We start from the raw sequence: 16,592 nt of genomic DNA, 5'->3' as shown, positions 1-16,592 counted from the left end.
GAAAGCTCAGTTGCGCTTAAACCAGCAGCTCACTTTTCCTCTGCGAGTTCTTCGCCGGCCTTCTCGACCTCGGCGACGGTCTCGGCTGCGGCTTCTTCAGCAGCAGCTTCATCCTCAAGGCCAAGGAATTCGCTCAGGTCAACGGGGTTGCCCTCGGTGTCCTTCACGGTCACCTCACGCAGAACCTCAATGAGGGCCTTTGCGCGGCCCAGATCGGCGACCACTGCGGAGATCTGCTGGGGATCAGAGAACAGGCGGTTGATGTCCATGCCGTAGTTCTGGGACATCTGGATGGCGTAGTCGAAGAGTTCCTGCTGGCCAACCTGAACCTCGTTCTTCTTGGCGAGCTCTTCGGCGAGGATCTCGGTGCGGTATTCCTTCTCGATGGCCGCGCGAGCTTCCTTCTTTTCCTTCGCGGAAGCGTCAGCGCCCAGTCGGTGGTTGAGCTCGAGCTCGATCACGGACTCGGGGAGGAGGATCTCGGTGCGGGAGAGCAGCTCATCAACGAGGCGATCACGTGCCTGAAGTGCCTGCTGCGAAGTCTTGGTCTGTGCGGCCTGCTTCTTGAGGTCTTCCATGAGCTCATCGATGGTGTCGAATTCGGAAACCATCTGCGCAAAATCGTCGTCGGCCTCGGGAAGCTCGCGCTCCTTGACGGACTTGACGGTGATGGTCACCTCGGCCTCTTCACCTTCGTGCTCGCCGCCCTTGAGGGTGGAGGTGAAGGTGACAACATCGCCCGCGTGGGTCTTACGAAGCGCAGTGTCCTGGCCGTCGAGCATGGTACCCGAACCGATTTCGTAGGAGACGTCGGAAACGGAGTCGACCTCTTCACCGTTGATGGTGGCAACCAGGTCAATGGTGGTGAAGTCGCCGGTCTTTGCCTGACGCTTGATGGGCTTGAGGGAAGCGAAACGACCACGCAGAGCATCCAACTCAGCCTGAACGTCTTCATCGGTAACCTCAACGGAGTCAACCTCGATGACGGTGTCCTTGCCGTACTCGGGTAGTTCGAAGGAAGGAACAACGTCGACCTCAGCGGTGAAAACGACCTGACCGGTCAGTTCGCCACTGGTCGAGGGGATCTCGGTGACCTCAACATCGGGCTGGGACATGGGGCGCAGTTCGTGCTCGGACACGGCAGCGGAGTACTGGCCGGGAAGAACCTCATTGACAACCTGCTCGATGACGGCTGCACGGCCGAAACGCTGGTCGATGATGCGAGCGGGAACGTGACCCTTACGGAAGCCGGGGATGGACACCTGATTGGCGATGCTCTTGTACGCCTTGTCCATTTCTGACTTCAGTTCCTCAACGGGGATTTCAACAGTCAGACGAACCTTGGTGGGCTCGAGGGTCTCTACAGTGCTCTTCACGTGGATTCTCCAGGTCTTTTCTTGGGACGCCAAAACGGCGTATTTCAACTGAACTAGTCTACGACAGCACCCGCCAAAGCTGCTAGCTGGCTGTGGGCTTCACAATTTTCGCCCGCGAGAAGCTGGCCAATTGACGAGGCCGTGGCCGGGCTGGCAATAAAAAGTCGGGGTGACAGGATTTGAACCTGCGACCCTCTGCTCCCAAAGCAGATGCGCTACCAAGCTGCGCTACACCCCGTGAGACTCTCGTCTGCGGATCCCATAATACGGGACTTCACCCTAAATTTCGCAATCGCGCAAACAATCAGGTAATATCGATCCGCACGCGGATGTAGTTCAATGGTAGAACCTCAGCCTTCCAAGCTGATGGTGCGGGTTCGATTCCCGTCATCCGCTCTGAAAAAGGAGCCCCGGTTTTCCGGGGCTCCTTTTGTTTTGCCGCGCATTCTTGACCAGAGGATCGCTAGGCCAAGATGCGCGCTAGAACGTCGAGGTATCAATGACGAAGCGGTAGCGCACTTTCGAGGCCACAACTTTGTCGTAGGCCTCGGTAATGGAATCACCGTCGATGATCTCAATCACGGGACGCACGCCGTGCTGGGCGCAGAACTCCAGCATTTCCTGAGTTTCAGCAATGCCACCGATCTGGGATCCCGCAACAACCTTGTTTCCGTTAACAACGGCGCGCATGGGGATCACCATCGGGTTCTCGGGCAGGCCCACGTCAACGAAGACACCGAAGGGCTTGAGTGCACGGACAAGTCCCGGGTAATCCAAATCGTCCGCGCTCACCGTGCAGATAATGATGTCAAAGGACGAGGCCAAAGATTCGATGGTGCCCTCTTCCGAGGTTGCGTGGAAGGCAGTGGCGCCAAAACGACGTGCATCTTCTTCCTTGGAACGCCCATGAGAGATCACCGAAACTTCCGCACCCATCGCAGCCGCGATCTGAACACCCATATGTCCGAGGCCACCCATGCCAACGATGGCGACCTTCTTTCCCGGTCCGGCCCCCCATCGGCGCAGCGGCGAATACATGGTGATTCCTGCGCACATCAAAGGAGCGGCATCACTGAGCTCCATTTCGTCGGGAACATGGCAGCCAAAATCTGCACGTACCGTCATTGCCTGGGCATAGCCTCCAGCGGTCGGCTTCCCATCAGGACCTGCGCGGAAAGTCCAGTAGGCATGAGGATTATTGCAGAACTGCTCGTGCCCGTCGGTGCAGTACTCGCATTGCCTGCACGAGCCCTGCAAACAACCGACACCGATCCTGTCCCCTACCTTGAAATTCGTGACTCCTTCACCGACCTTGGCCACCACGCCGGCAATCTCATGTCCACCCACAAAGGGGTACGGAATAGGCCCCCACTCGCTGCGCGCAGTGTGGATATCCGAGTGGCAGATTCCGGCATATTTAATGTCGAAGAGTACTTCTCCGGGGCCGGGCTCGCGGATATCAATGATGGTTGGGTGATAAATCGAGCGAGGATCATCGCAGGCATATGCGCGAACCTTGGGCATCGTGAACTCCTTCGTCAACGCTACGTGTGCCAACTGCGCATCAACGCATTGCCGAAACTTTAGCACCGCAACATGAGAAAAGTCCCGAAACCAAAGGTTTCGGGACTTTTCTATCCGGGTGGCTGACGGGACTCGAACCCGCGACGTCCTGGACCACAACCAGGTGCTCTACCAACTGAACTACAGCCACCATTGAGCGCTGCGAAAAACGCAACGGGGAAACTTTAACATCAGTGCACGCAAAGTGAGAAATCAGAAACGATAAGCGTGGCACTTACCACGAAGTTCACTCTCTCAATACGTAAAACCGGCTCCCCCATTGCAAAGGCAGGAGAGCCGGAATTCACGTTGAACGCGTCCTTACCGCGCTCTCACTCACCAGAAGGCGCGAGTCGAAATCGCGTCGGCGAAGTTATCCAGAGCGTCAGGCGTGGCAGAAAGGTACAGATCAGCATCGGTCGCTGAAACTTCCATGACTCGGAAGGAGCCTTCGCCGTCGGGGACCAAGTCCACGCGGTTGTACAGAAGAAGCTCGTCGCGTCCTAGGCGTGCACGCATGTACTTGTGTAGAACTTGACGAATCTGCTCGCCCCATTGCCATGACTCAGCATCTGCGGGGCGCGCGGTAACCACGGCCTCGTGCATAGAAGGATCCGTGACGGAGGAAGGATGGAGTACCGCACGCTTTTCGACCGCGTGCGAAAGCAAGCCGTTGAAGAACACCAGGGAAATTTCGCCGTGCACGTCGATGTCCTCCAAGTAACGCTGGAGCATGACGGAACGCCCCTCGTTCAAGAGGTCGATCGTCTGCGCCAAAGCAGCCTGACGCTGGAGAGTATCAATCGCTGTGTAGCGACCGATATCGCGGACACCAGAAGACACAGCAGGCTTGACAACGAAGTCACCGAGAGCAGGGAAACGTGAGTGCACCTGGTGCTTGGAGAATCCATGCGAAGGCTCAAGCCACGTCGTCGGAATGACGGGGAGGCCGAGTTCTTCCATGTCCTTCAAGTAGTGCTTATCGGTGTTCCACTCGACAATATCGGCGTTGTTGAGCAGGCGCGGAACCGACTGCGCCCACGTAATAAACTCCTGGCGCTGCGTCGCATAGTCAGAAACCGAACGAAGGACGCACAATCCAGCTTTTTCCCAATCAACGGTGGGGTCATTCCACACCGCGATCTGGGGATCCATTCCGCGGTCAGCTAACGCGTCGGGAAGCCCAGCTTCATCGGAGAAGAGTCCCGGCATGCTCGCGGAAGTAACAAGGGTGACCTTGGGTGTTTTCGTCATGAAGATATCCTACCTTAGTCCCAGGGGACGACTAAGAGCCTCTTCAAGCAGCGAGGTCACCAGTTCCGTGTAGCTCATCCCAGCCTCGGCCCACACTCGCGGGTACAGGGACAAGCGAGTGAATCCAGGCATGGTATTCACTTCGTTGACGATGATTTCGTGAGTTGAATCGTCGTAGAAGAAGTCGACGCGCGCCAACCCCTCACATTCCAAGGCCTCGAAAGCCTTCAGGGCAATGCTCTGGATCCTCTGCGCGTCCTCGGCGGGAATGTCAGCCGGACACATCAAGGAGATCGCATCGGTGTCGACGTACTTGAGTGCGTAGTCGTAGAACTCCCCTTCGGGAACCCCAATCTCACCCAAGGGCGCAGCCATTGCCTCGCCACCGGCGGGCACGCGTACACCGCACTCAATCTCGCGACCATGAGCCATGGCCTCGACAATGATGCGCGGGTCGTTCGCGGCTGCTTCCTTAATCGCAAGGTCCAGCTGATCGGGCGAATCAACGCGAGAAATACCCACTGAGGAGCCTGCACGCGTGGGCTTAACAAAGACGGGGTATCCCAAGGCATCAATGCGCGCACGCACGTCCTGCGGATCCTTCGACCATTGTTTTTCGGTGACCAATTCCCAACGACCAACCGAAATCCCGGCCTCGGCAAGGACAGTCTTGGTCAGGTGCTTATCCATCGAGGCCGAACTTGAAGTTACGCCACAACCAACGTAGCGCACATCGGACATCTCGAAGAGGCCCTGGATTGTTCCGTCTTCGCCGTAAGGACCATGCAAGAGAGGCAGAACGACATCGATCACACCCAAATCTTCAACTCCGGCAATTTGGGCATTGTGATCTTCAGGAGAGCGGTCATACGTGGTTTCAACAAGACGAGCAAGGCCAGGAAGCAGACTCACGCGGCTCAATCCCGGCACAATCGTCGTATCCGAGGCCGTGCGAAGATCCACCAACTCCGGGTTATCATCCACACGCACCCACTGCCCATCGCGCGTAATTCCAACGGCAAGGACATCAAAGCGCTCACGGTCAAGAGCATGAAGAACACCGGCAGCCGTCGCACAAGAGACCAAGTGTTCGCTGGAGCGTCCACCAAAAACAACAAGGACGCGAGGACGTTTGACTTCACTCATGGGGTCAAGATTACCGCGAGAATCGACCTTGCCCGCACTGTGCGCGCCTTCAGACCAGCTCAATTTTCCATCCATCCATCTTTCGTGGACGCGAGAGCAACATGTTCCCCATGTCGTTAATTCCCGCGCGTCCCTCAACAACTTCAACAACTGCTGTCGTAATCGGCATGTCTACGCCGATCGATTGGGCAAGCTGCAGAATTGGAATCGCCGAGGCCACGCCTTCCACGACGCCAGCAGAAGCAGCAAGAGCATCCTCAACGCTCATGCCCGTCCCAACTCGATGTCCGAAAGCAAAATTTCTGGACAGCGTGGTCGAACAGGTTGCGATTAAGTCGCCAATTCCTGCGAGCCCCGCAAAGGTTGCCGGATCTGCGCCCAGGGCTGTGCCCAGACGCGTCATTTCTGCGAGGCCACGCGTCATCAAGGTCGAGCGAGTGTTAATTCCTAAGCCAAGCCCTTCCGCCGCGCCAATCGCAACGGCGATAACGTTCTTGGTCGCACCGGCGATTTCTGTGCCAATCACATCCGAGGACAGATAGGGGCGGAAATAAGAGTTGTGGCAGACTCCCGCAATTTCTTTGGCCAATTCAAGATTGATCGATGCGATAACGGTTGCTGTCGGTTGGTGCACCGCAATTTCACGAGAGAGGTTAGGCCCGGAAAGAACCGCAATCCGATCGTGCCCCACGCCAGAAGCTTCACTCAAGACCTCATCTACTCGCTTAAGCGAGCCCAACTCAAGGCCCTTAGCCAGGGAAAGCAGAGCAGTTTCATTTCCGAGGCTGGGGCGCGCTGCCTCGAGAGTTGCGCGTACCGCTTTGACGGGGATTGCAACGATGAGAAGATCCGCGCCATCAACGGCCTGGCGAAGATCACAGGTCGCGGTAATTGACTCGGAGAGAAGCAGGTCGGGAACATAGCGAGGATTTTCATGCGAGTTGATCGCGGAGACGATCTCTGGATTGCGTCCCCACATAGTGACGGCGTGTCCAGCATCTGCAAGAACCTGGGCAAAAGTGGTTCCCCACGCGCCTGTGCCCAGCACGCTCATTCGTGTCATCATTGTCATTCCTCTCCCATCCGCCTCAACCCTACTAGGATAAAGACACGCGACGTGCCCAAGGAGGAGCTCATGTCTAAACGCACAGCCCTATCTGTCCTCGTTCTTGTGACGACAGCTGCATTGTGCGGGTGCTCCCCTACCCCATCGCGGAGCGACGCATCAAACACGCCCACGGCCTCGGCAAGCAGCCAAGCCTCCTCGCCTGCTCCTAGTGCCAGCGCACGTACATCGGCGACCCCCAGTACGTGGGAGAGCATTGAACCCCGCTTCCCACAGCAATCCCTTGGCAAAGAAGACGCCAACCACGCACCGGTCTTCCACGACATGCGCGTAGGAGACCACGATGGCTTCTACCGCGTTGTCGTTGAGTTCACTGGAAGTGACGACGTGGGATGGCTCGGAGGGTGGACCACTTCCCCACTCACCCAGGGCAAGGGAGATCCCATCGATTTGGGAACGCCCGTGTATCTTGATCTCAATCTTCAAGGCGGGGCTATGCCCGTGAGCGAGGAGCTAGCAGCCAACTACTACAAGGGCTCCAAAACCCTTGATATCGGGCCGATACGCGTACTTGAGGACGGAACTTTTGAGGCCGATACTCACATCGTCATCGGAATGGACCGAAAGCGTGAGGTCACCTTGAGTGCGCTCACCAATCCCTCGCGAGTCGTCATCGACATCGCGAAGTAACAAGGGCTCGCGCGCTAGTAGTCGACGCGTTCCTTGAGCTTGCGATCCCACACGCCGGCAGGGGCTTCTTCCCCGCGAAGCTGTGCAACGCTCTCGATCATGGCGCGCTGAATCCGTTTAGTTGCTTCTTCGACGGCCTCGTGGTCGGCCGAACCAGATTCGCGGCACAGGTCCTCAAGGGGAATCGGATCACCGATACGCACCGATACGCGCCTGCGAGGACGAAAATCAATGAGTGCAGAACCCGAGCGCATGATCTTCTGCTCTCCCCAGTGAATAAAGGGGATCACCGGCGCGCCCGTGTCCAAGGCAAGTCGCGCAGCGCCTGTCTTGATCCGCATCGGCCACAAATCAGGATCTAAAGTCAACGTACCTTCGGGATAAATGGCCACGCATTCGCCCTCGCGAAGGGCCTGAGCTGCCGAGGCAAGAATAGCGCCGGGATCCTTGGCGCGTCGGTTTACCGGGAGAAGCTTCATCTGGCGCATCGCACCGCCCAAGAGGGGCACTTTGAAGAGCTCTGACTTCGCCATGATACGAACGGGAATATCGGCTTTCATCATGACCCACAGCAGGCAGACCGGATCAATGTTTGACAGGTGGTTGCACACCAGAAGAAAACCGCCCTCGCGTGGAAGCTTATCGAGGCCTTCCACGTCGATTTTCGTCCACGGAACCATGAAGGTACGGAAGACGCCTCGCGCGAAACGGTAGAAACCTGTGAGCCGGTGAGTCATGTGTGTAGTCTAACGAAGCGGACACGCGGGTAAAAACGCTGTTCCTCACGCGCGAGTATTTTTCTAGGCAAAAACTCGAAAAACCCCAGGTTGGACCGAAATCTCAACGGACCCGCACGCAACTTGATCGCCGTCTCCCATTGCGATCAGTCCGGCGCTATCAAGGATTTTTACTCGGCTGACTGTTTCCACGTGCACGATCGGGTCATCGACGCGCCGGGTTGCAAGCACTCGCGTCAAAACGCGGATCGCTCGGTGTTTTGGCACCGGGTCGACGGTGAGAAGCTCAAGCTTGCCGTCGCTGGGATTGGACGTGGGAACGATGTTGATCCCACCGCCGAACCATCCCGAGTTTGAGACGGAGACCAACCACCCGCGGATACGCCGCACCTGGCCGTCGACCTCGATTTCCATGGTCCGAGGCTTGAACCTGGCCAGCGCGCATACCGCTCCCCACGCGTATGCAATAGTCCCGGAGCTAAAAGGCGATTCATTCGCAATCTGATTGGCAAGTGCATCAAGACCAAAAGAAACTAAGCCAAGAACCTGCGATGCCTCACCGGAGCGAGTGCCCTGTGCGTCTAAATTCTGCGCCTCGCGTGGAGGAACACAAGGCGTGACCCTCATGGCATCCACATCGCGAAAACGCTCAATGGTGCCTGCCTCCGACGAAACGATCTCCGAGGCCTGGGGAAGGTTACGGATATGCGCCAGTGCATCCGTCCCAATCCCTAGACAACGGCACAGGTCATTGCCCCGCCCACCGGGAAGAGGGATCACTGTCCCGCCTCGTTTCCCAACCTCAGAGGCGATGTGAGCGATATACCCATCGCCACCAAAGACTCCGACCCACTGGTGCGTCGACGCGGCAGCAAGCTGGCCTGGATCGTCCTCACGATGAGTAACAACCACCTCAACTTCCCATCCGCGTTCACGCAGGAGCGCAGCAGCTTGGGGTGCGAGGCGCAGCGCTCGGCCTCGGCCAGAAAGAGCAGAGACGAAGAGCTGTAAGGATGGCGCTGAAAGGTCCACGAAAGGCTCTTAGGAAAAACTCAGCGGTCCGTGTATTCGACGCGTGCGTCCAGCTCGCGCAGTTTGCGGATGAAATGCTCGTATCCGCGCGAAATCACGTCGATACCCGAAACGGTTGAGGTTCCCGAGGCGGCCAGGGCGGCAATCAAGTGCGAGAATCCACCGCGAAGGTCAGGAACAACGATGTCTGCAGCATGAAGAGGCGTCGGCCCCGAGATAACGGCTGAGTGATAGTAGTTCTTCTGGCCAAAACGACACGGTGTTCCGCCCAAGCACTCACGGTAAACCTGAATATTTGCACCCATTTGGCGCAGCGCAGAGGTGAAACCGAAGCGGTTTTCATACACGGTTTCATGAACGATGGACAAGCCTTCGGCCTGAGTAAGAGCAACGACAAGAGGCTGCTGCCAGTCAGTCATGAAACCGGGGTGAACGGCGGTTTCCAAAGCAATGGAATGCAATTCGCCGCCGGGATGATAGAAGCGGATACCTTCCGAATCGATGTCGAAAGCACCGCCAACCTTACGGAAGGTGTTGAGGAAGGTCGTCATATCCGGCTGGTGTGCGCCTCGAACGTAAATGTCACCGTGTGTGGCCAGGGCTGCCGCGCCCCAAGATGCGGCCTCGATGCGGTCAGGAAGTGCGGTGTGGCGGTATCCGCTGAGGGTTTGCACGCCTTCGATGCGGATGGTGCGGTCAGTATCGACGGAAATGATGGCGCCCATCTTCTGAAGAACGTTGATGAGGTCCATAATTTCGGGCTCGATTGCCGCGCCCTTCAAGGTCGTGATGCCATCGTTGCGCACTGCCGTCAGCAGGGTTTGTTCAGTCGCGCCAACGGAGGGGAAGGGAAGTTCAATGATTGCGCCGTGAAGCCCGGAGGAAGGGCGCTTGATGTGAACACCATCGGGCTGTTTTTCAACGATCGCGCCGAACTTACGTAAGGTCTCCAAGTGGAAGTCGATGGGACGGCCACCGATCGCGCATCCTCCCAGTTCCGGAATGAATGCTTCGCCGAGCTGGTGGAGAAGAGGCCCGCAGAACAGGATCGGAATGCGCGAAGCTCCCGCAAGAGTGTCAATATCAGAGCGCGAGGCCACGCGAACATTCGCGGGATCCATGCGCAATTTGCCGCGCTCTTGGTCGTAGTCAACCTTGACCCCGTGGAGGGACAATAGGTCAGACACCACGTCAACATCACGAATCAGAGGGACGTTGTAGAGCTCCGAGGGTGTGTCGGCCAGCAGCGATGCAACCATCGCTTTGGGAACAAAGTTCTTTGCTCCGCGCACGGTAATGGTGCCCTGAAGCGGGTGGCCACCTTCAACTCGCAGAATCGAGGACATCTTGCTGGTCTCCTAGCTGTCGACTTTCTGTGACCACTTTAGAGCAGCTCGCCCTCATCTGCGTGCGCTTCGGGCACCTTTTGCGGGTGGCGAACTACTCAGAGGCGACGGGACGTGCAGAAACAACCAGTTGCAGGGGAAGAGCCTTCGCAGGAAGTGTCTTCGGTTTGAAGGACGGCCTGCGCTCTTCGTAGGCGGTAATTTCTGCCTCGTGACGCAAGGTCAAGGCGATATCGTCTAGGCCTTCCATCAGTGTCCAGCGCACGTAGTCATCGATCTCAAAAGTGCAGGTGAAATCGCCGAGGCGCGCCGTCTTATCTTCCAAAGAAACCGTGATTTGTGCGCCGGGCTCAGCTTCGAGCAGTTCCCAGAGCTTCTCGCAGTCCTCCTGGCTGATAATTCCGGTAACGAGGCCTTGCTTGCCCGCGTTTCCGCGGAAAATGTCGGCAAACTTGGGGGCAAGGACCACCTTAAAGCCGTAGTCGCGAAGTGCCCACACGGCATGCTCGCGCGATGAACCGGTTCCAAAATCAGGCCCAGCGACCAAGACCGATCCTTGGTTGTAGGGTTCGCGATTCAAAATGAAGTCAGGCTCACGGCGCCATGCGTAAAACAGCGCGTCATCGAAGCCGGTCTTTGTGACGCGCTTCAAGAAGACCGCCGGAATGATCTGGTCGGTGTCGACATTTGAGCGGCGGAGCGGGACACCAATACCTGTGTGCGAAATGAACTTTTCCATGAGTTTTCCTTCGGTGTGTATCAGCGCTGAGCCGGTTCATCCAGGTCGGCGGGCGAGGACAGGGTTCCACGAATCGCGGTTGCTGCTGCAACCAGTGGGGAAACCAAGTGTGTGCGTGAGAGCTTTCCTTGGCGACCTTCAAAGTTACGATTTGAGGTCGACGCGGAGCGTTCTTGAGGCGCCAGCTGGTCGGGATTCATTCCCAGGCACATTGAACAGCCAGCATTGCGCCATTCCGCGCCGAAATTCGTGAAGACTTTATCTAGGCCTTCGGCCTCGGCCTGAAGACGAACACGTGCTGAACCGGGGACGACCAACATGCGCACTCCCGGGGCTTTTTCGCGGCCACGGATGATTTCGGCGGCGGCTCGAAGGTCTTCAATGCGGCCATTCGTGCATGAACCTAGGAAGACGGTGTCGACCTTGATATCGCGCATCGGGGTGCCGGCTTCGAGGCCCATGTAGTCCAGAGCCTTCTTTGCGGCCGCACGCAAGGTCTCATCGGTGAAGTCCTCGGGGTTGGGAACTCGTCCAGACAGAGGAACGCCCTGTCCGGGGTTGGTTCCCCAAGTCACGAAGGGTTCGAGGTCTTCGGCATTCAAAATAATCTCGGCGTCGAAAACCGCATCTTCATCGGAGTGGAGTGTCTTCCAGTATTCGACGGCGCGATCCCAGTCTTCGCCTTGAGGAGCGTGGGGACGTCCCTTGAGGTAGGCGAAGGTCGTCTCATCGGGAGCGACCATCCCGGCGCGAGCACCGGCCTCGATGGACATATTGCACACGGTCATGCGGCCTTCCATTGAAAGCTCGCGAATTGCCTGACCGCGATACTCGAGGACGTACCCCTGTCCCCCACCGGTTCCGATCTTCGAAATCACAGCCAAGATGATGTCTTTTGCGGTCGCGCCCTTGGGCAGAGAACCGTTCACAGTAATAGCCATCGTCTTGAAAGGAGCCATGGGGAGCGTCTGAGTGGCAAGAACATGCTCGACCTGGCTGGTTCCAATTCCCATTGCCAGGGCTCCAAAAGCACCGTGCGTCGAGGTGTGCGAGTCACCGCAGACGATTGTCATGCCGGGCTGAGTAAGTCCAAGCTGTGGGCCGACGACGTGAACGATGCCCTGATCGGCGTCACCCAGGGAGTGCAAGCGGATACCAAATTCCTTCGCGTTCTTGCGCAGGGTCTCGATCTGCGTGCGGCTGGTGATATCTGCGATCGGGAGATCAATATCGACGGTGGGGGTGTTGTGGTCTTCGGTTGCGATTGTCAGATCGGGGCGACGCACCTTGCGCCCAGCCATACGCAGACCGTCAAATGCCTGGGGGCTGGTCACTTCGTGAACAAGATGCAAGTCGATGTAGAGCAGGTCCGGGGCCCCGTCTTCCCCATGTACAACTACGTGATCAGCCCAGACCTTTTCGGCCAGCGTTCCACTCATTTCCCGCTCCTTCTTCGACTTCTTTCTTCCCATGATTGACACTTACAGTGGAGTTGGACTTGATATCTCATTTACTGAGATGTGAAAATAGCATCATGGAGGACTCAGAAGCCTTTGGAAGTGGAGTTGGCGTTCTAGATAAAGCCGCGTTGGTTTTGAGCGCCCTCGAAGCAGGTCCGGCCCCCCTTGCACAGTTGGTCGCAACAACGGGTCTTGCACGCCCAACAGCACACCGCCTGGCCGTCGCGTTGGAGTATCACCGCTTCGTTGCACGCGACATGCAGGGACGTTTCGTTTTGGGGCCACGTCTCCAAGAACTCGCCTCCTCTGCTGGCGAGGACCGTCTGCTTGCGGCCGCGATGCCTGTTCTGATTGCCTTGCGCAATCACACCAAGGAATCAACACAGCTTTTCCGTCGTCAAGGCGACTTCCGCGTATGCGTTGCCGCTTCTGAACGCGAAATGGGTCTTCGCGATTCCATTCCCGTTGGCGCGACCCTCACCATGAAGGCAGGTTCTGCCGCGCAGGTTCTTCTTGCATGGGAAGAACCCGACCGCTTGCACCGAGGCCTGTACGGCGCCACCTTCAACGCAACAATGCTTGCGCAAGTTCGTCGCCGAGGCTGGGCACAGTCGGTTGCAGAACGCGAGCCTGGCGTCGCATCGGTTTCCGCCCCCGTTCGAGGCCCATCCGGCCGAGTGCTGGCCGCGATCTCAATTTCTGGTCCCGTCGAGCGCATGGGACGCCAACCGGGACGCCAGCACGGCCCCTCCGCGGTTGCGGCAGCCAATAGGCTCTCTGATTTCCTCCGCTCCGCCGAGGGAATGGAAGACTAAGACACGGCAGCAATCGCGCGCCGGTAATACTCCTCCGTTGAGTCAATGACCTTCTCCCACGAGAAGGGGAAACTGGCGCTCATGTTGTGCGCACGAATGTCGCTGAGGCATTCGGGACGGTCGAGTACGCCCACGAGCGTTTCAATCATGTCCTCGTCGCTGTCAAGACTCCACCCATTCACGCCGTTCTCAACCACTTCGGCAAGTCCAGATTGTGAACGCGTCATCACTGCGAGTCCAGAGGCTAGGGCTTCACGTCCCGCGATCGAGGCAGATTCTTTGATCGAGGGGGCAAGGAAAATATCCGCTCGCGAATACAGGTCCTGTAGCTGACCGGCGCTCATACGTCCCGGAAGAAGAACCCACTCCCCCAGGTCATACTTGTCAACCTTGCGCACAGTGGCATTGAAAAGCGGTCCCTCACCCGCGATGACCGCACGCAAGGGGAAAACGGAAGCGTCGCCTCGGCGATAGTAGGAATTCCAGCGGCGAGAGGTCTCTGCGAGGATATCGATGAGCGCATCCACGCGCTTTCGAGGCGCAAAGCGGGTTGCCGTGACAGCAAGGATTCCCTCGTGAGCAAGGGGTGGACGCTGCCATGGAGACAGATCAACGCCGTTGTGCAAAGTACCGATCTGAACGCCCTCCCCCATGACCGCTCGAATCTGGTCATTGACGAGCTGTGAAACACCCGTCCAGATGATCGGAGCCGTGTTGAGCCCCGATCTACGCGCGATGGCAGTGAAGCTCGGAATTGTCAGGCGTCGATCCCACAGCGAGTGCACGGTGACGACCTGAGGGATCCCAGAGTCTTTGAGGCGCAGCACAAGGGATTGAACGACCGGCGTAAGTTCACCCATGTGGTAGTGGACGACATCGGGGCGAAAACGCGTAATGAAGTCACGGAAGCGCCGAGGCGCCTTCGGATCAACGGGGGCACCAAATGGATTCGACCATGTCGAGCGCAGAACCGTATAGGGGCAAGGCTCGACCTGCGTGCCCTCAGGCGTGCAGGTGAGAACAACTATTTCGTGGCCTCGGGCGTGGAGGTGGTCAGCAAGGGCACCCACCTGCGTTTCAATTCCGCCCATGGTGGGACGGAAAGTATCGGAGACCAAAATAATGCGCATGGTGTCATTCTTACATGCTTGACGGGCAGCACTTGGGTAGCAATCTTTGGATAACAAAAAAGCAGGGCCGAAGCCCTGCGAAGAGTTGTACCCCCAACCGGATTTGAACCGGTGTTAACGCCGTGAGAGGGCGTCGTCCTAGGCCGCTAGACGATGGGGGCGGCGCGCCACAACGTGCGCTGTTCTTTCACACAACAAAGCGTGGAAAAGAATCGTACCCCCAACCGGATTTGAACCGGTGTTAACGCCGTGAGAGGGCGTCGTCCTAGGCCGCTAGACGATGGGGGCCTTCTCGCAAATTTCTTTGCGATGGCTGGGGTACCAGGACTCGAACCTAGACTAAATGAACCAGAATCACTCGTGCTGCCAATTACACCATACCCCATGGCGCAATCCGTTCGGTCAGACCGAAGCGGCGACAAGAGAAAAGAATAGCGAACTGCGCTCTACTTGCCAAATCGCAGGAACGTGGCACTGATCATAGTGCGGCATATATGGAGAACCGCAGGAAGTGAGTCCTCCACCGGAGCCCTTAGGCTCCAGCTCCATCCCACTTCCTGCGGCCGATTATGGTGCTGGCGCGCGGCGTCAGCCATCTCAGGTGATGACCAGTTTAGCCCAGTCGGTTGCGCAATGAATGCAGACGATTGAGCACACTCTCACGACCCAAGATTTCCATGGATTCAAACAGCGGCGGTGACACCTGGCGTCCCGTCACTGCCACACGAATCGGGCCAAAAGCAATACGCGGCTTGATATCCATGCCCTCAACAATCAGCTCGCGCAACGCATGCTCAAGAGCTTCAGTTTCGAAGGGGCCGTCATAGTTCTCGATGAAGCGGATCGTTGTATCCAGAACCTCAGGAGCGTTCTCCTTGAGCTTCGATACGGACTTCTCGTCCAGTTCAAGCGCGTCATCCTCAGTGAAGAGGAAGCCCAGCATTCCGGGGGCCTCGCCCAGCAGCTGAATACGCGTCTGAATGAGCGGAGAAGCGTGCTGCATAATCTTCTGTTCGCCAGCGGTCAGCTCGTCGTAGGAATCAGCCGACACCAAACCTTCGCGGTGAAGGAAGGGGACGATGCGACCTCGGAAATCATCGGGCTCAAGCAGGCGGATGTGCTCAGCATTGATCGCAATGCACTTCTTGGGGTCGAAACGCGCGGGGTTCGGGTTCACGTCGGAAATATCGAAGGCCGCGGCCATCTCTTCCATGGAGAAGACATCATTATCGGGGCTGATCGACCATCCCAGCAGCGCGAGGTAGTTGTTCAGGCCCTCAGGGATCATTCCGGCTTCGCGATGCAGGAGCAGGTTCGATTCAGGATCGCGCTTGGAGAGTTTCTTATTGCCTTCGCCCATCACGTAGGGCAGGTGGCCGAAGCGAGGCATGAACTTGGCAATACCCAGTTCTTCCAGCGCTCGGTAGAGGACGATCTGGCGAGGCGTCGAAGAGAGCAGGTCTTCACCACGCAGGACGTGCGTGATTTCCATGAGCGCGTCATCAACGGGGTTGACCAGCGTGTACAGCGGGTGACCATTGGCGCGGACAATGACGTAGTCCGGAACCGAACCGGGCTTGAAGGTGATCTCGCCGCGAATCAGGTCGGTGAAGGTAATGTCCTCATCGGGCATGCGTAGGCGCAGAACCGGCTTGCGTCCCTCGGCGCGGTAGGCGGCAATCTGTTCTTCGGTCAGATCACGATCAAAGCCGTCGTAACCAAGCTTGGGATCCTCACCCTTTGCGATGTGGCGAGCTTCGACCTCTTCGGGAGTCGAGTAGGACTCGTAGGCATAGCCGGCTTCGAGGAGCTTTGCCGCGACATCACGGTAGATGTCCATGCGCTCGCTCTGGCGGTACGGCGGGTGCGGGCCTCCCTTACCGACGCCTTCATCCCAATCCAGGCCCAGCCAACGCAGCGAATCAAGAATCTGATCGAAAGATTCCTGGGAATCGCGAGCAGCATCGGTGTCTTCAATACGGAAGACGAAGGTGCCTCCGGTGTGGCGCGCGTATGCCCAGTTGAAGAGGCAGGTGCGGACCATTCCCACGTGAGGAGTTCCAGTTGGCGAAGGGCAGAATCGGACGCGAACATCGGCGCCACTTGCGGTAGTCACACTCATAATTTCTAAGTTTAGCTCCCAGAATTTGCCCCCGTGCACATTCTTTCCACCGGCGAGGCTGGTGGCGGGATAGGTGCGTCACTTTCCTTTGAGCGACAAGGCGAATTCCGAATATG

At 57.6% G+C, this 16,592-nt stretch carries 14 protein-coding genes and 6 tRNA genes; 3 read left to right on the top strand and 17 right to left on the bottom strand.

Features of this window, described 5'->3' with window-relative positions:
• Nucleotides 1-29: 29 nt before the first annotated feature.
• The gene (gene tig / locus BQ8011_RS04670; RefSeq protein ID WP_072455262.1) at nucleotides 30-1,376 is read right to left on the bottom strand and encodes a trigger factor; all 1,347 of its coding nucleotides are present in this window, start codon (nucleotides 1,374-1,376) and stop codon (nucleotides 30-32) included.
• Nucleotides 1,377-1,540: 164 nt separating this feature from the next.
• A tRNA-Pro gene (locus BQ8011_RS04665) sits at nucleotides 1,541-1,614 on the bottom strand.
• 87 nt (nucleotides 1,615-1,701) lie between these two features.
• On the opposite strand from BQ8011_RS04665, the gene BQ8011_RS04660 reads away from it, so the two are divergent.
• Nucleotides 1,702-1,772, top strand: a tRNA-Gly gene (locus tag BQ8011_RS04660).
• An 84-nt stretch (nucleotides 1,773-1,856) separates the two neighbouring features.
• On the opposite strand, the gene BQ8011_RS04655 is transcribed toward BQ8011_RS04660, so the two are convergent.
• The 5 genes from BQ8011_RS04655 to BQ8011_RS04635 all read right to left on the bottom strand — a co-directional run bounded on the left by BQ8011_RS04655 (nucleotide 1,857) and on the right by BQ8011_RS04635 (nucleotide 6,405).
• Nucleotides 1,857-2,900 carry an NAD(P)-dependent alcohol dehydrogenase gene (locus tag BQ8011_RS04655; RefSeq protein WP_072455260.1) on the bottom strand — a complete coding sequence of 348 codons (1,044 nt, stop codon included), beginning with the start codon at nucleotides 2,898-2,900 and terminating at the stop codon, nucleotides 1,857-1,859.
• Nucleotides 2,901-3,017: 117 nt separating this feature from the next.
• Nucleotides 3,018-3,090: transfer RNA gene (locus BQ8011_RS04650), tRNA-His, on the bottom strand.
• Nucleotides 3,091-3,275: 185 nt separating this feature from the next.
• Nucleotides 3,276-4,193 carry an ATP-grasp domain-containing protein gene (locus tag BQ8011_RS04645; protein WP_072455258.1) on the bottom strand — a complete coding sequence of 306 codons (918 nt, stop codon included), beginning with the start codon at nucleotides 4,191-4,193 and terminating at the stop codon, nucleotides 3,276-3,278.
• Nucleotides 4,194-4,202: 9 nt separating this feature from the next.
• Nucleotides 4,203-5,339 (bottom strand): D-alanine--D-alanine ligase family protein, encoded by a 1,137-nt coding sequence (locus BQ8011_RS04640; protein WP_072457642.1) that lies wholly within the window; start codon nucleotides 5,337-5,339, stop codon nucleotides 4,203-4,205.
• A gap of 49 nt (nucleotides 5,340-5,388) precedes the next feature.
• On the bottom strand, nucleotides 5,389-6,405 hold the full coding sequence (locus BQ8011_RS04635) for an NAD(P)H-dependent glycerol-3-phosphate dehydrogenase (protein WP_456047818.1): 1,017 nt from the start codon (nucleotides 6,403-6,405) through the stop codon (nucleotides 5,389-5,391).
• A gap of 69 nt (nucleotides 6,406-6,474) precedes the next feature.
• On the opposite strand from BQ8011_RS04635, the gene BQ8011_RS09010 reads away from it, so the two are divergent.
• Nucleotides 6,475-7,095: an AMIN-like domain-containing (lipo)protein gene (locus tag BQ8011_RS09010; RefSeq protein ID WP_072455254.1), complete on the top strand. Its 621-nt coding sequence runs from the start codon at nucleotides 6,475-6,477 to the stop codon at nucleotides 7,093-7,095.
• Between the two features lie 14 nt (nucleotides 7,096-7,109).
• On the opposite strand, the gene BQ8011_RS04625 is transcribed toward BQ8011_RS09010, so the two are convergent.
• The 5 genes from BQ8011_RS04625 to leuC all read right to left on the bottom strand — a co-directional run bounded on the left by BQ8011_RS04625 (nucleotide 7,110) and on the right by leuC (nucleotide 12,388).
• Nucleotides 7,110-7,832 carry a lysophospholipid acyltransferase family protein gene (locus tag BQ8011_RS04625; RefSeq protein ID WP_072455252.1) on the bottom strand — a complete coding sequence of 241 codons (723 nt, stop codon included), beginning with the start codon at nucleotides 7,830-7,832 and terminating at the stop codon, nucleotides 7,110-7,112.
• Nucleotides 7,833-7,895: 63 nt separating this feature from the next.
• Entirely contained in the window at nucleotides 7,896-8,864 is a 969-nt protein-coding gene (locus BQ8011_RS04620; protein WP_072455250.1) for a diacylglycerol/lipid kinase family protein, read from the bottom strand.
• Nucleotides 8,865-8,884: 20 nt separating this feature from the next.
• Entirely contained in the window at nucleotides 8,885-10,210 is a 1,326-nt protein-coding gene (gene murA / locus BQ8011_RS04615; protein WP_072455248.1) for a UDP-N-acetylglucosamine 1-carboxyvinyltransferase, read from the bottom strand.
• 94 nt (nucleotides 10,211-10,304) lie between these two features.
• Nucleotides 10,305-10,949, bottom strand: coding sequence for a 3-isopropylmalate dehydratase small subunit (leuD, locus tag BQ8011_RS04610; RefSeq protein ID WP_072455246.1), 645 nt, complete (start codon nucleotides 10,947-10,949; stop codon nucleotides 10,305-10,307).
• A gap of 20 nt (nucleotides 10,950-10,969) precedes the next feature.
• A complete protein-coding gene (leuC, locus tag BQ8011_RS04605; protein WP_072457640.1) occupies nucleotides 10,970-12,388 on the bottom strand; it encodes a 3-isopropylmalate dehydratase large subunit in 1,419 nt (472 codons plus the stop codon).
• 95 nt (nucleotides 12,389-12,483) lie between these two features.
• Between leuC and BQ8011_RS04600 the strand changes: the two genes are divergently transcribed.
• Complete coding sequence (locus tag BQ8011_RS04600; RefSeq protein ID WP_034502660.1) at nucleotides 12,484-13,224, top strand: IclR family transcriptional regulator; 741 nt, start codon at nucleotides 12,484-12,486, stop codon at nucleotides 13,222-13,224.
• On the opposite strand, the gene BQ8011_RS04595 is transcribed toward BQ8011_RS04600, so the two are convergent.
• The 5 genes from BQ8011_RS04595 to gltX form a co-directional block, all read right to left on the bottom strand.
• Complete coding sequence (locus tag BQ8011_RS04595; RefSeq protein ID WP_072455244.1) at nucleotides 13,221-14,354, bottom strand: glycosyltransferase family 4 protein; 1,134 nt, start codon at nucleotides 14,352-14,354, stop codon at nucleotides 13,221-13,223. The genes BQ8011_RS04600 and BQ8011_RS04595 overlap by 4 nt on opposite strands.
• 88 nt (nucleotides 14,355-14,442) lie before the next feature.
• Nucleotides 14,443-14,515, bottom strand: a tRNA-Glu gene (locus BQ8011_RS04590).
• A 54-nt stretch (nucleotides 14,516-14,569) separates the two neighbouring features.
• Nucleotides 14,570-14,642 (bottom strand) — tRNA-Glu (locus tag BQ8011_RS04585).
• Nucleotides 14,643-14,664: 22 nt separating this feature from the next.
• Nucleotides 14,665-14,739 (bottom strand) — tRNA-Gln (locus BQ8011_RS04580).
• Nucleotides 14,740-14,967: 228 nt separating this feature from the next.
• A complete protein-coding gene (gene gltX, locus BQ8011_RS04575) occupies nucleotides 14,968-16,476 on the bottom strand; it encodes a glutamate--tRNA ligase (RefSeq protein WP_072455242.1) in 1,509 nt (502 codons plus the stop codon).
• Nucleotides 16,477-16,592: the final 116 nt, after the last annotated feature.

Source organism: Actinomyces marseillensis, from assembly GCF_900155605.1.
Lineage (GTDB): Bacteria > Actinomycetota > Actinomycetes > Actinomycetales > Actinomycetaceae > Pauljensenia > Pauljensenia marseillensis.
Note: the sequence above shows the minus strand (reverse complement) of the source record. Positions and strands in the feature narration are given on the sequence as shown.

Bases quoted from the DNA above. Each gene is read 5' to 3' on its own strand.
- BQ8011_RS04635 (WP_456047818.1), bottom strand. From the start codon at position 6,405: ATGATGACACGAATGAGCGTGCTGGGCACAGGCGCGTGGGGAACCACT.
- BQ8011_RS04625 (WP_072455252.1), bottom strand. From the start codon at position 7,832: ATGACTCACCGGCTCACAGGTTTCTACCGTTTCGCGCGAGGCGTCTTC.
- gltX (WP_072455242.1), bottom strand. From the start codon at position 16,476: ATGAGTGTGACTACCGCAAGTGGCGCCGATGTTCGCGTCCGATTCTGC.
- BQ8011_RS04600 (WP_034502660.1), top strand. From the start codon at position 12,484: ATGGAGGACTCAGAAGCCTTTGGAAGTGGAGTTGGCGTTCTAGATAAA.
- BQ8011_RS04595 (WP_072455244.1), bottom strand. From the start codon at position 14,354: ATGCGCATTATTTTGGTCTCCGATACTTTCCGTCCCACCATGGGCGGA.
- BQ8011_RS09010 (WP_072455254.1), top strand. From the start codon at position 6,475: ATGTCTAAACGCACAGCCCTATCTGTCCTCGTTCTTGTGACGACAGCT.
- BQ8011_RS04640 (WP_072457642.1), bottom strand. From the start codon at position 5,339: ATGAGTGAAGTCAAACGTCCTCGCGTCCTTGTTGTTTTTGGTGGACGC.
- BQ8011_RS04645 (WP_072455258.1), bottom strand. From the start codon at position 4,193: ATGACGAAAACACCCAAGGTCACCCTTGTTACTTCCGCGAGCATGCCG.
- leuC (WP_072457640.1), bottom strand. From the start codon at position 12,388: ATGAGTGGAACGCTGGCCGAAAAGGTCTGGGCTGATCACGTAGTTGTA.
- BQ8011_RS04655 (WP_072455260.1), bottom strand. From the start codon at position 2,900: ATGCCCAAGGTTCGCGCATATGCCTGCGATGATCCTCGCTCGATTTAT.
- leuD (WP_072455246.1), bottom strand. From the start codon at position 10,949: ATGGAAAAGTTCATTTCGCACACAGGTATTGGTGTCCCGCTCCGCCGC.
- murA (WP_072455248.1), bottom strand. From the start codon at position 10,210: ATGTCCTCGATTCTGCGAGTTGAAGGTGGCCACCCGCTTCAGGGCACC.